The sequence below is a fragment of the Flavobacterium amylolyticum genome (assembly GCF_048284335.1).
GTDB lineage: Bacteria > Bacteroidota > Bacteroidia > Flavobacteriales > Flavobacteriaceae > Flavobacterium.
The window spans coordinates 401162-414234 of the sequence record NZ_JBLVPG010000002.1 but is presented as its reverse complement, the minus strand read 5'-3'; the positions used below and the strand labels follow the sequence as shown (position 1 = coordinate 414234).

Genomic DNA, 13073 nt, shown 5'->3' with positions numbered 1-13073 from the left:
AATTATAATCTATCATAACTTTAAATTATAATGATTGGAAATATTCTGAATAAACAAATCGGATAGTGAATCGGTTTTTCCTTGTAACGTAATAACATAAAAAAAGCGTTCTATAATCAGGTCTTTAATATCTAATATAGCCAGTTCATTGTTTATAAGTTCTTTTTTTATTGCATGAATGGATATAAAAGCCACACAATCAGAGTTCATTAAATAGGACTTTATACTTTCGGTGCTGCCTAATTGCATTTCAATTTGTAGTTCTGATAGTTTGATCTCAAATGGTTTTAATGCATGTTCAATAACTTCAAGTGTTCCTGAACCTTGTTCTCGCATTAAGAAATGCATACTTTTAAGATCCTCTTGGGTCACTTCATCAAGGCTGATTAATGGATTGGAATTCTTGCAGACTAAAACCAATTCGTCTTTTAAAAACTCGGTGTATTTAATAGACTTATTTTTTGATTGTCCTTCTACAATTCCTATTTCAATTTCCTGTTTTAATAAGGCATTTTCTATTTGTTCCGTATTTCCATTTAGCAAACTCACTTTTACATCCTGCAATTTTTGATGGAAACGGGCTAAAAGTGGCGGAATTATATACTGAGAAATTGTCGTACTGGCTCCTAATCGCAACAATCCGGAGCGTTGATTTATCAGCGTACTCATATCAAAATCGATCTCACGGTATACTTCAAAAATGTTTTTAGTGTGCTTTAATAATACTTCACCGGCAGTTGTCAGCGCGATTTTAGAACCATTTCTATCAAATAATTTAATTTTATACTGCTCCTCTAATTCCTGAATATGTTTTGAAATGGCAGGTTGCGTAATAAACAATTCTGTTGCAGCTTTTGTAAAACTCAAACGGTTGGCAACGGTATAAAATACTTTCAGTCTAAAATCCATGGTGTTTAATTGTATTACAATAATCCGTTGTATTTTCGAACAAACCATTCGGTTGTCAGCAAAATTGAAATTAGAACCAATAACCAAATCCAATCAATCAAAGGCGTTTTGGTAGCAATATTCTTTTGTATCGCCTTGTATTCCTCATTTTCTAAAAGCGTCTTAATCAACAGATCTACTTGATCCGGAAAAAATGCTTTTCCTTGTGTTTGTGTTGCTAATTGTGATAATTTTTCGACATCGGGATTGACAAATTGCTTTTCGATATCAAAATCAAGAATTTCAAAACTACTGGAATAGGCCGTTTTTGAATTTAATTCTTTTACTGTAAAAGTATAAGGACCCGCTTTAAGTCCGTCTAGATTAACTTTGTAAGAATTATTTGCTTTTAATAAATTGTAGTTTTTAGTTTGCTTAGTTTTAATATTTGTCACCGCAATACTCAAACGAGCCTTTTCATCAAACTCATAATTTTTATTGAAAAATTGTGCTCTTATTTCAATGGCTTCACCAGAATTATAAAAACTTTCATGTTCAACTACTAGTGATTTTTTAGAATTATTAGAAGCCAAAAACTGAATTATCTTATCCATGAAAATATCATATTTTTCAAAAGATTGATTGTTGATATGCGTTTGCAAACGCCATTTCCAACTGTTTTCTCCCAAAAGATAAGCGGTTCGTTTGCCTTGATTTTCCGTAAAAGCCAATAAAGGGGAATTGGTATGAATTGTTCTAATTTTTGATGAAAGCAAAACTGACACCGCCCCTTTTGTAGTTACGGTTCCAAAAGCATTTTGCAAAGGCGGTAAATTTTCAAACCCGATATTGTCAGCTGCAAACAAATTAAACTGCGCATTAAAAACCGACAAATAATCTTCTTTCTGTCCGCTCATTTTAAAGCTCAAATTATTCTGTTGCTGATTCAGAAAATTAAAATCGGTGTTGTTTCCAGTAATAATAAACGTATTGATTCCGGCTCCTTTATTATTCTCAAAAATGGTTTTGAATTCGCTTGTTGGTTGGTATAAAATTAAAACATTAAAATCTTGTAATATTTTGATTTCATTTGGCTTAACAATAGTTACTTTACGTTGTACATTGGACTCGATGGCTCTTTTTAGCGCACCTAAATCGGGATGGTTTATAGCTGATATTATGGCTATACTTGTTTTTTGATCTATAACTTCAACCGCAAAATTCTTGATGTTATTATACGTGTTTTTTTCCTTTTCTTTCGATTCAATAGTAGCTTTAAAAACCTGTAATCCTATCTTATCAGCCGGTAAAAGGACACTTATTGTTGCCGTTTTTTTGGAGGGCGAAAAGGCAATAGATTGTTTACTGAATACCGAATTTCCTTGTGAAATGATAAAATCTGCTGTTACACTTTTAGTTCCTGAATAGTGCAAAAATGCTTCAATAGGAAATTTATTTTTGTGAAAAGCATATTTATTAACATTCAATTGACTGATTTTAAAATCTAACAAAGTTGTAGTGTCACCTACAATTATTGGATATACTTTATTCACAGCATCAAAGCTATAGACATAATCATTACCAGAAGTTTGATTTCCATCTGTAATTAAAACCGTTGGGTAGTTTGTGTTTCTATAAATGCTTTTTAGATTTTTAGCTACAACATCAATATTCGTTTGTATTCCTTTAAAATTAAATAGTGTTGTTGGTTCAAAATCGTCTGAAAACTGATACGATTGCACATCAAATTTCTTTTTTAAATCTGAGTTTGATTGTATTTTTTTATGCAATTCCAATGCTTTTATATTAGCATTCAAAAAAGAAATGGAACTGGAATTATCAATTACAATAGGTAAAGGTGTTTTTACAGTTTCAAGCGTATTTTTTGTTAGTATAGGATTAATCAACAACAATAAAATTCCGAAAATGGACATAAAACGCAAAAAAGCCAAAAACCAACCGACTTTCGATTTGTTTTTGGCTTTGTAGATGTATTGATAAAATGACAAACCACCAGCTATTAGTAAAGAAAGAAGTAATAATAGTATAGTGTTTGTTGTCATTTATTCATCATTAAAAGATTAAAGGATTAAAAAATTAATTGCGTAGTTCAAAAACCTTTAAATCTTTGAATTTTAGAATTTTTTAATTAAATTTAGGTAAGCATTCCTCCACAAACATTCATTACTTGTCCCGTTACATACGCGCTCATATCTGAAGCAAAGAAAAGACATGCATTGGCAACGTCTTCGGTAGTTCCGCCACGTTTCAAGGGGATTCCGTCTCTCCATCCTTTTACAACATCTTCGTTTAATTTAGCAGTCATTTCTGTTTCTATAAAACCCGGAGCAATTACATTACAACGAATGTTACGAGATCCTAATTCTAATGCAACAGATTTAGAAAAACCAATAACGCCGGCTTTAGAGGCAGCATAATTTGTTTGTCCTGCATTTCCTTTAACTCCCACAACAGAACTCATATTGATTATAGAACCAGAACGTTGTTTCAAGAAAGTACGTTGAATGGCTTTGGTCATATTAAAAACCGATTTCAAATTAACATCGATTACATGATCGAAATCTCCTTCAGACATGCGCATCAATAGGTTGTCTTTAGTAATTCCAGCATTATTTATTAGAATATCAACCGTTCCAAATTCAGCCAAAACTGCATCAACAAGTGTTTGCGCTTCATTAAAATCGGCTGCGTTAGATTGATATCCCTTAGCTTTAATTCCTAAAGCATTCAATTCATTTTCAAGAGCCAAAGCTGATTCCACTGACGAACTATATGTAAATGCAACATTTGCGCCATGTTTTGCAAAAACTTCTGCAATTCCTTTACCAATTCCGCGGCTTGCACCTGTAATTATAGCAACTTTTCCTTCTAGTAATTTCATATTATAATGATAAGTATGTTTATTATTTTGATGTACAAATATAGATTATTTAAGCGTTTTATGAAATTTGTAGTACAAAAAAAGCCTTACCGAGGTAAAGCTTTTAAATAGTAATTTTTATGATTTTTGAAATTGACTAAAAAGCTACATTCCATTTTGGCAGTCTTCCATTTTCGTCAAGGAAGTTTTGTAAAACTTGTCCTTCTACAAATGTTGGAATCACTTTTGTCTTATCATTAAATGTTTCATACCAAACCACTTCAAGTGTACTGATATCTTCAATTTTCATTTGTGCAGGCCAAGAATATTTTCTTCCTGTTTTTGCAAATTGGTGTCCTTCAACAATCTTTTCTTTAAGGCCACCATTTTTAATTTTCAAAGTTCCGTTATTTTGAACAGTTCCAGTAGAACCAACCATAATTAACTCTTTTTCATCTCCTATCGAATAAACTAAAAATACTCCAGAACCTTCTGATGCGTTGCAAACTTCTGATAAGCTATCTTGTGTAGTAAATGAAAATTGATTGGTAACTTTGAATTTTTTTAACTCTTTGTACATATTATTTTATTTTTATTTGAACTGGTTTCGACAAAAAAATACCTCACAAAATCGTGAGGTCAATTAAAAACCATTCGTTTATGTTTGTTCTTATTAGGATTACATCTGAAAATAGCTGTATTTAATAAAGTGCAAAGATATTTCTTTAATTCAATTTATAATAAAAAAGCCCCACAAATTGTGAGGCTTTTAAAATATTTAATTAGATTTTAGATTAACCTAAAACTTCTTTTACTTTTTTACCAATTTCTGCTGGAGAATCTACTACGTGAATTCCACATTCTCTCATGATTTGTTTTTTAGCTTCGGCAGTATCGTCTGATCCACCCACAATTGCACCTGCATGTCCCATTGTACGTCCTGGAGGAGCAGTAACTCCTGCAATGAATCCTACAACTGGTTTACGGTTACCATCTGCTTTAATCCAATGCGCTGCATCAGCTTCTAATTGTCCGCCTATTTCACCTATCATTACGATACATTCTGTTTCTGGATCGTTCATCAATAATTCAACTGCTTCTTTTGTAGTTGTTCCAATGATTGGATCTCCACCAATACCAATTGCAGTAGTGATTCCTAATCCTTGTTTTACTACTTGGTCAGCTGCTTCGTACGTTAATGTTCCAGATTTAGAAACAATACCAACAGTTCCTTTTTTGAAAACAAAACCTGGCATAATTCCAACTTTAGCTTCGCCTGGAGTAATTATTCCTGGACAGTTAGGTCCTATTAGACGAGCATTTCTTTCTTTAACATAACTATTTGCTTTTATCATGTCAGCAACTGGTATTCCTTCAGTAATTGCAATAATTACTTTAATTCCGGCATCTGCAGCTTCCATAATTGCATCTGCAGCAAAAGCTGGCGGAACAAAAATGATAGTTGTATCTGCTCCTGCTTGTTCTACAGCATCTTTTACAGTGTTGAAAACTGGTCTGTCTAAGTGAGTTGTTCCCCCTTTTCCCGGAGTTACACCACCAACAACGTTAGTACCGTACTCAATCATTTGAGAAGCATGGAAAGTTCCTTCGCTTCCTGTAAAACCTTGAACAATTATTTTGGAATCTTTATTAACTAAAACACTCATGATATATTTTTTATGTAGTTTTTAAAATCGTTATGCAAAAGTATAAAATAGTAAGCACTAATCAATATTCAGCATTCAGTTTTTTGACACTATATTAGGATAATTGGCTCATTTGGTAGCCTCGAAATAATTTATTGTCTTTTATTTGCCAAATAACTATAAAATGGGCTAATAACATCTCCTCTCTCGGGTTCTCAATCGTTTTTACAAAATGAGAATACCGTACCGAAATCATATCGTTTTCACCAATAATATGGCTTATACGAACCTTGGAACGTACATAAGCTTTACTCAAATCATTGGATAAATTTAATAAAGAATCATAATTCAGCTCTACAAATCCTGTACTACTATTCCATTCGACAATCACCTCTGGATGTAAAAAATCTTTTATGACTTCACTATCAATGAGAGCATCAGATTTATAAAATTTCTGAACGATTTCTTTAGCAGACATATTATTTTAGTTTAGTAAGAATTTCTGGTATCTTCTTGATATTAGCCAGCTGTTTTAATTTTTCTCGTGATTCTTCAATTGGTGTTCCAAAATATGATTTGCCTCCTTCTACTGATTTAGTCACTCCAGTTTGTCCAAGAATAACTGCCTTAGCGCCAATTGTTATTCCGCTAGTGGTGCCTACTTGTCCCCAAATGGTAACTTCGTCTTCAATAATTACACAGCCAGCTATGCCGGTTTGGGAAGCAATTAAACATTTTTTTCCAATCACAGTATCGTGACCTACATGCACCTGATTGTCAATTTTTGTTCCTTCCCCAATTGTTGTATCGCCTGTCACTCCTTTGTCGATAGTACAAAGCGCTCCAATTCCCACATTGTCTTTAATGACAACTCTTCCACCTGAAAGTAATGGATCATAACCTTCGGGACGTTTTTTATAATAAAACGCATCGGCTCCAAGAACTGTTCCAGCATGAATAATTACATTATCCCCAATTACAGTGTAATCGTAAATAGATACATTGGAATGGATTAAACAATTTTTCCCAATAACAACATGATTTCCAATAAATGTATTTGGCTGAATTATAGTGTTTTCCCCTATTGAAGCTGAAGTGGCTATTGAAACATTCGAAAATTGAAAAGGCCTAAAATAATGTGTTAATTTATTAAAATCTCTAAAAGGATCTTCTGAAATCAACAAGGCTTTCCCTTCTGGACACGCTACATTTTTATTAATTAAAACTATTGTTGCTGCTGAGTTTAAAGCTTTATCATAATACTTAGGATGGTCTACAAAAACGATATCACCAGATTCCACTACATGAATTTCATTCATCCCTGTAACCGGAAAGGTAGCATCACCAACATATTCACAATTGATGATGTTGGCAATTTCTTCTAAAGTATAAACTTTTTGGAATTTCATAAATTTAGTATTCAGTTTCTATATTCAGTATTCAGCTAGCATGTGAGCTGAATACTGAGTAGTGTACTCTATTCCTTTACACGTTCCATATAAGAACCTGAGGTCGTATCAATTTTTATTTTATCACCTTCATTAATAAATAAAGGAACATTTACTGTGGCACCCGTTTCAACAGTTGCTGATTTTGTAGCGTTTGTAGCTGTATTTCCTTTAATTCCTGGTTCAGCATAAGTTACTTCAAGTATTACAGATGCTGGCATATCAACAGAAAGGGGTAAATCAGTCTCTGTATTAATACTTACCATTACATTTTCACCTTCTTTCAATAAATCTGGCGAATCTAAAATATTTTTATTTAAAGTAATTTGTTCGAAAGTTTCTGTATTCATAAAATGAAAATCATCACCTTCAGGATATAAAAATTGAAATTTATGGTTTTCTACTCTTACTTCTTCGATTTTATGACCAGCCGAAAAAGTATTATCCAATACTTTTCCATTTGTTAAACTTCTCAATTTAGTTCTAACAAAAGCAGGACCTTTTCCTGGTTTTACGTGAAGAAATTCAATGATTTTATAAATATCATTGTTGTATTTAATACACAATCCGTTTTTAATATCTGATGTAGATGCCATTATTTTTTATTTATTTGTTTTCCTACTCAGGTCTTTCTCCCGTAGGATAGGAAACTGGTTGAAATTATTGTTACTTAATTATTTTATATGTGTACTTACTTTCTCTAATCCTTCAAAGACGGTTGGAAATTAATAATTTCCGGAATATCCTTTCATTACTCCTCTAGATGAATTTCTGATAAAATCAATAATTTCATCTCGTTCTGGAGTTGCTTCCATTTCAGCTTCAATAATACCCAATGCCTGAGTGGTATTGTAATTTTTCTGATAAAGAATTCTGTAAATATCCTGAATTTCTCTTATTTTTTCAGTTGTAAAACCGCGTCTTCTTAATCCAACAGAATTAATCCCAACATACGACAAAGGCTCTTTTGCTGCTTTTGTGTAAGGAGGAACATCTTTTCTTACCAAAGATCCCCCAGATATCATGGCATGATCCCCAATTTGAATAAATTGATGAATTGCAGCCAATCCTCCAATAACGGCATATTTTCCAACAGTAACGTGACCTGCCAAAGCGACCCCGTTTACAATAATGGCATTATCGCCTATATGACAATCGTGCGCAATATGTGCTGTTGCCATTACCAAACAATTATTTCCTAAAGTAGTTTGTCCAGATGCTATCGTTCCTCTGTTAATGGTTACACATTCTCTAATGGTACAATTGTCTCCAATTATTGCCAAAGAATCCTCTCCTCCAAATTTTAAATCTTGAGGAACCGCTGAGATTACTGCGCCCGGGAATATATTACAATTTTTTCCAATTCTTGCCCCTTCCATTATTGTAACATTAGAACCAATCCAAGTACCATCTCCAATAATCACATTATTATGAATGGTGGTAAAAGGCTCGATGACAACGTTTTTGGCTATTTTTGCGCCTGGATGAACATAGGCTAGTGGTTGATTCATCAGCTATTATTTATTTTTATATTTATCAGACTAAAAGACTTCAATTGATATTTTTAGATTCAATTGAAACGTTTTTGATCCAAATCTATTGTTTTTTTGCAATTTGCGCCATTAATTCCGCTTCAGCAACAAGTTTCCCATTCGCATATGCATTGGCTTGCATGTGGCAAATTCCTCTTCTGATAGGTGTTATTAAGTCACATTTAAAAATTAAAGTATCCCCTGGCAATACTTTATGCTTGAATTTGACATTGTCTATCTTCATAAAATAAGTCAAATAATTTTCTGGATCCGGAACGGTACTCAATACCAAAATCCCACCAGTTTGCGCCATGGCTTCTACAATTAAAACACCGGGCATAACCGGAGCTTCAGGAAAATGACCAACAAAGAAATTTTCATTCATGGTAACATTTTTCATCCCTACAACATGGCTTTCAGACATTTCAATAATTCTATCAATCAATAAAAATGGAGGTCTATGAGGAAGAACGGCCATAATTTTATGAATATCCATTAATGGCTCTTGGTGTAAATCAAAAACTGGAACATAATTTCTTTGTTCTATCTTTATGATTTTTGCCATTTTTTTTGCAAATTGAGTATTTACAAAATGACCGGGCTTGTTGGCAATTACTTTACCTTGTATTTTAGTTCCAATTAAAGCTAAATCTCCCACTACATCTAGTAATTTATGTCTTGCAGCTTCATTTGGATAATGCAACGTAAGATTGTCTAAAATCCCATTTGGTTTAACCGTAATTTCATCTTTTCCAAAAGCAACTTTTAAATTCTCCATCGTTGCAGCAGAAATTTCTTTATCTACATAAACAATAGCATTATTTAAATCGCCACCTTTTATCAAACCATTTTCTAGAAGAGATTCTAACTCGTGTAAGAAACTAAAAGTTCTGGACTCTGATATCTCCGTTTTGAAATCAGCAATGCTTTTCATGTTTGCATTTTGTGTACCTAAAATTTTAGTTCCAAAATCAACCATTGCTGTTACACAATAATGATCACTTGGCATTACTAAGATTTCACTACCTGATGCTTCGTCAATAAAAGAAATAACTTCTTTGACTACATATACATTTCTTTTTGCATTCTGCTCTTCAAATTCTGCTTTTTCAAGTGCCTCCACAAAATACTTAGAAGAACCATCCATAATTGGAAGCTCTGAAGCATTCAACTCGATAATGACATTATCTAAATCACACCCAACTAACGCAGCAAGAACATGTTCTGGAGTTTGAATTTTTACCCCAAGCTTTTCTAAATTAGTTCCTCTTTGTGTGTTGACAACATAATTAGCATCTGCTTCAATGATAGGATGTCCTTCCAGATCTATTCGAACAAAAGTAAAACCATTATTCACTGGAGCAGGTTTAAAAGTCATTTTCACTTCTTTACCGGTGTGTAGTCCAACTCCAGTTAGCGAGATTTCTGTTTTGATGGTCTTCTGTTTAACCATTGTTTCCATTTTTTTGGTTTAATATTTGTTTTTTTAATTCTTCTATTTCTGCTACAATTTTAGGTAAATTCTTAAAATGAACATACGATTTACTAAAATCATTGTATCCAAACGCAGGACTTCCTTGTAAAATTTCATTGTCTTTTATATTTCGGCCCACACCAGCTTGCGCCTGAATCCGAACATTATTTCCTATAGTCAAATGTCCCGAAATCCCAACTTGACCGCCAATCATTCCGTTTTTTCCAATTTTTGTAGAACCTGCTACGCCTGTTTGAGCAGCAATAACAGTATTTTCCCCTATTTCTACATTATGGGCAATTTGAATTTGATTGTCCAGCTTTACTCCTTTTCTAATAATTGTTGAACCCATTGTGGCTCTGTCAATTGTAGTACAGGAACCAATATCGACATTATCCTCAATAATCACATTTCCTATTTGCGGAATCTTAGTATACGTTCCATCTGAATTTGGTGCAAAACCAAAACCATCAGCGCCTATTATAGCTCCAGAATGAATGGTACAATTATTGCCGATTACAGTCTCGGAATAAATTTTTGCTCCAGCAAATAATAACACATTATCACCTATAATCACATTGTCTCCAATGAAACAATTGGGATATATTTTTACGTTTTCTCCTAAAACTACATTTTGACCTACATAACTAAAACTACCAAGATATAAATTATCTCCGTATTTTACACTTTGCGAAAGGAATGAGGGTTGTTCGATACCACTTTTATTTAACTTCACCTGATTGTAAAATTCCAATAATTTAGAAAATGCCGCATAGGCATCTTGTACTTTTATCAGTGTGGTTGTCAAAATCGATTCTGCAACAAAAGTATCATTAACTATAGTCACTGATGCTTTTGTCGAATAAATGAAGTTAAGATATTTAGGATTGGACAAAAAAGTAAGTGACCCTTCAGCGCCTTCCTCAATTTTTGACAATCTAAAAACTTCTGCCATGGGATTCCCTACAACTTCACCTTCTAAAATCCCTGCTATTTGTTCTGCTGTAAATTTCATTGCGACAAAAATATAAAAAATAGATTTTAAATGGTGTTTTTATAGTAGTTGTTTTGGGAAACAGATGTAATACTTAGTTACCAATTTAGATAATGATTTTAAATTCAGCTGATCAGAAGATTCAATTACGTCCTCAATTGTACAGTCTTTTTTCAAAATCCGTATGGGTTCTGCCTCTTTACTGTAAGCCTGATTCTTTATTTTGCCTTTAAATATAAAATAATTAGTCTCTGATAGCGAAATATTATTCTCTATAGCAAAGCGCTCCTTTAATGGCTGTAATTCTTCAATTGCCACTTTTTCGCTGGTCAGTTTTATTTTTAATAAATCTCGGTTTACTATCATTTTACTCAAAGACGACAATATGAAATCTTCTTGTTTTTGCCACGATTTTAAAGCACCTATAATATCAAAATCATCCAATTGAGCAAATAAATCTAAGGTCTCAGTATCAAAGGTATCTTTGGTAACCTTGTTTTGCATGAAAAACAATAGCGGTTCACTACAAGGCAATAATATTCCCTTTAAGGTTAATTCTTTGGCTCGTTTTAAGATTTTCATCAAAATTAACTCTGCGACTAAACTCGTTTTATGTAAATATGCCTGCCAGTACATTAAACGTCGAGACATCAAAAATTTCTCTACGGAATAAATTCCTTTTTCTTCAATTACCAAATAATCATCGACTACATTCATCATTTGAATCAATCGCTCCGAATTGACATTCCCTTCTGCTACTCCTGAGTAAAAACTGTCACGTTTCAGATAATCCATACGGTCCATATCCAGCTGACTCGAAATTAGTTGCAACATAAATTTTCTAGAGTATTCCCCTTTAAAAATTTGAATAGCCAAACGCAACTGGCCGTTGAATTCTACATCCAATTGGTTCATGAATAATAATGAAATTTCTTCATGATGTACATCTTCAACAATACTTTTTTCCATGGCGTGCGAAAATGGACCATGCCCAATATCATGTAATAAAATAGCAATGTACAATGCATTTTCCTCCTCAGGAGAAATTAAAACACCTTTGAAACGCAACACTTCAACTGCTTTTTGCATCAAATGCATGCAGCCTAAAGCGTGATGAAAACGGGTATGATTTGCTCCTGGATATACTAAATAAGACAACCCCATCTGAGAGATGCGACGCAAGCGCTGAAAATAAGGATGCTGAATTAAATCGTAAATTAAGGCATTTGGGATGGTAATGAATCCATAAATTGGATCATTAAATATTTTAAGCTTATTGATTTGACTCACTATTAAATTTGTTTTAAGGTCAACAAATATAAGTAAATTAGACTTCAAAACAGAAACGTTCCTTATTGTGATTTGGAACCAAAAAAAACGGAGCGTTTGAAGCGCTCCGTTGTTATATTTTTTTAAAGTTTTCTAATCCAAATATTTCTAAATTGATTTTTAGAATCATGGTCCTGAAGTGAAATAACATCCTCGCCATGAGACGAAGGATAATTATGTAAACCGATGTAAAGTGTTAAACCGTTTATGGTCGTGTTGTTTTGTACTAAAACACCATTTAATAACACCGTAATTCTTGCAGGAGCATCAATTCTTCCATCTGCTTTGAATCGGGGCGCCATATAAATTACATCATAAGCATTCCATTCTAACGGAGTTTTTACCGCATTTACTAATGGAGAGTGGTCTTTATATATACTTCCTGCCTGACCATTGTTGTACGTTCTATTGTTATAGGAATCTAATATTTGTAATTCGTATCTGTTTTGAAAAAATACGCCGCTGTTTCCTCTCGCTTGTCCGCCATCTAAAACAACATCTGGCGCACTCCATTCTAAGTGCAACTGACAATCTCCAAAAGCCATTTTGGTTTGAATAGCTCCGGAACCCGGAACAACTTCCAGATAGTCTTTGTCAACAATTTTCCATCCAGCAGGCCTGCTTATATCTTTTTGACTTACCCACTGCTCTAAGTTTTTCCCATCAAACAATATAATCGCATCCGATGGCGCGTTCCCCAGCGTTTTAGCTGGCGTGATAACTTTCACTTCTGGTTCCCAAATTTCAGTCATTTCTGGTTTCATGGTCATTGGCGAAACCTCTGGCGGCGTATTCACATATTTGTGTTGTGCGATACTTATAGTTGCAGAAAATAAGGCAATTATTAAAAAAGAGCTTTTGAAGTTTTTAGATGTCATAGT

General features: G+C 33.4%; 13 protein-coding genes. All 13 read right to left on the bottom strand.

Annotation, left to right across the window (positions count from 1 at the left end):
• Positions 1-12: 12 nt before the first annotated feature.
• A complete protein-coding gene (locus ACNQF9_RS07955; protein ID WP_417989986.1) occupies positions 13-909 on the bottom strand; it encodes a LysR family transcriptional regulator in 897 nt (298 codons plus the stop codon).
• A 14-nt stretch (positions 910-923) separates the two neighbouring features.
• Positions 924-2951, bottom strand: coding sequence for a hypothetical protein (locus ACNQF9_RS07950; RefSeq protein WP_417989985.1), 2028 nt, complete (start codon positions 2949-2951; stop codon positions 924-926).
• 92 nt (positions 2952-3043) lie between these two features.
• The gene (fabG, locus tag ACNQF9_RS07945; protein ID WP_417960068.1) at positions 3044-3790 is read right to left on the bottom strand and encodes a 3-oxoacyl-[acyl-carrier-protein] reductase; all 747 of its coding nucleotides are present in this window, start codon (positions 3788-3790) and stop codon (positions 3044-3046) included.
• Positions 3791-3926: 136 nt separating this feature from the next.
• Positions 3927-4349 carry a hypothetical protein gene (locus ACNQF9_RS07940; RefSeq protein WP_417960069.1) on the bottom strand — a complete coding sequence of 141 codons (423 nt, stop codon included), beginning with the start codon at positions 4347-4349 and terminating at the stop codon, positions 3927-3929.
• Positions 4350-4563: 214 nt separating this feature from the next.
• Complete coding sequence (gene sucD / locus ACNQF9_RS07935; RefSeq protein WP_035672307.1) at positions 4564-5436, bottom strand: succinate--CoA ligase subunit alpha; 873 nt, start codon at positions 5434-5436, stop codon at positions 4564-4566.
• 94 nt (positions 5437-5530) lie between these two features.
• A complete protein-coding gene (locus ACNQF9_RS07930; RefSeq protein ID WP_417960070.1) occupies positions 5531-5893 on the bottom strand; it encodes a nuclear transport factor 2 family protein in 363 nt (120 codons plus the stop codon).
• A gap of 1 nt (position 5894) precedes the next feature.
• Positions 5895-6824 carry a UDP-3-O-(3-hydroxymyristoyl)glucosamine N-acyltransferase gene (locus tag ACNQF9_RS07925; protein ID WP_417960071.1) on the bottom strand — a complete coding sequence of 310 codons (930 nt, stop codon included), beginning with the start codon at positions 6822-6824 and terminating at the stop codon, positions 5895-5897.
• Between the two features lie 68 nt (positions 6825-6892).
• Positions 6893-7459 (bottom strand): elongation factor P, encoded by a 567-nt coding sequence (gene efp, locus ACNQF9_RS07920; RefSeq protein WP_039108160.1) that lies wholly within the window; start codon positions 7457-7459, stop codon positions 6893-6895.
• Between the two features lie 129 nt (positions 7460-7588).
• Positions 7589-8374: an acyl-ACP--UDP-N-acetylglucosamine O-acyltransferase gene (lpxA, locus tag ACNQF9_RS07915; RefSeq protein ID WP_417960072.1), complete on the bottom strand. Its 786-nt coding sequence runs from the start codon at positions 8372-8374 to the stop codon at positions 7589-7591.
• Positions 8375-8459: 85 nt separating this feature from the next.
• Positions 8460-9848 carry a bifunctional UDP-3-O-[3-hydroxymyristoyl] N-acetylglucosamine deacetylase/3-hydroxyacyl-ACP dehydratase gene (locus ACNQF9_RS07910; protein ID WP_417960414.1) on the bottom strand — a complete coding sequence of 463 codons (1389 nt, stop codon included), beginning with the start codon at positions 9846-9848 and terminating at the stop codon, positions 8460-8462.
• The gene (gene lpxD / locus ACNQF9_RS07905) at positions 9841-10884 is read right to left on the bottom strand and encodes a UDP-3-O-(3-hydroxymyristoyl)glucosamine N-acyltransferase (RefSeq protein WP_417960073.1); all 1044 of its coding nucleotides are present in this window, start codon (positions 10882-10884) and stop codon (positions 9841-9843) included. Before lpxD ends, ACNQF9_RS07910 begins: the two co-directional genes overlap by 8 nt.
• 39 nt (positions 10885-10923) lie before the next feature.
• On the bottom strand, positions 10924-12153 hold the full coding sequence (locus ACNQF9_RS07900; RefSeq protein ID WP_417960074.1) for an HD domain-containing protein: 1230 nt from the start codon (positions 12151-12153) through the stop codon (positions 10924-10926).
• Positions 12154-12275: 122 nt separating this feature from the next.
• Positions 12276-13070, bottom strand: coding sequence for a 3-keto-disaccharide hydrolase (locus ACNQF9_RS07895; RefSeq protein WP_417989984.1), 795 nt, complete (start codon positions 13068-13070; stop codon positions 12276-12278).
• Between the last annotated feature and the right edge of the window lie 3 nt (positions 13071-13073).

Bases quoted from the DNA above. Each gene is read 5' to 3' on its own strand.
- ACNQF9_RS07955 (WP_417989986.1), bottom strand. From the start codon at position 909: ATGGATTTTAGACTGAAAGTATTTTATACCGTTGCCAACCGTTTGAGT.
- ACNQF9_RS07950 (WP_417989985.1), bottom strand. From the start codon at position 2,951: ATGACAACAAACACTATACTATTATTACTTCTTTCTTTACTAATAGCT.
- fabG (WP_417960068.1), bottom strand. From the start codon at position 3,790: ATGAAATTACTAGAAGGAAAAGTTGCTATAATTACAGGTGCAAGCCGC.
- ACNQF9_RS07940 (WP_417960069.1), bottom strand. From the start codon at position 4,349: ATGTACAAAGAGTTAAAAAAATTCAAAGTTACCAATCAATTTTCATTT.
- sucD (WP_035672307.1), bottom strand. From the start codon at position 5,436: ATGAGTGTTTTAGTTAATAAAGATTCCAAAATAATTGTTCAAGGTTTT.
- ACNQF9_RS07930 (WP_417960070.1), bottom strand. From the start codon at position 5,893: ATGTCTGCTAAAGAAATCGTTCAGAAATTTTATAAATCTGATGCTCTC.
- ACNQF9_RS07925 (WP_417960071.1), bottom strand. From the start codon at position 6,824: ATGAAATTCCAAAAAGTTTATACTTTAGAAGAAATTGCCAACATCATC.
- efp (WP_039108160.1), bottom strand. From the start codon at position 7,459: ATGGCATCTACATCAGATATTAAAAACGGATTGTGTATTAAATACAAC.
- lpxA (WP_417960072.1), bottom strand. From the start codon at position 8,374: ATGAATCAACCACTAGCCTATGTTCATCCAGGCGCAAAAATAGCCAAA.
- ACNQF9_RS07910 (WP_417960414.1), bottom strand. From the start codon at position 9,848: ATGGTTAAACAGAAGACCATCAAAACAGAAATCTCGCTAACTGGAGTT.
- lpxD (WP_417960073.1), bottom strand. From the start codon at position 10,884: ATGAAATTTACAGCAGAACAAATAGCAGGGATTTTAGAAGGTGAAGTT.
- ACNQF9_RS07895 (WP_417989984.1), bottom strand. From the start codon at position 13,070: ATGACATCTAAAAACTTCAAAAGCTCTTTTTTAATAATTGCCTTATTT.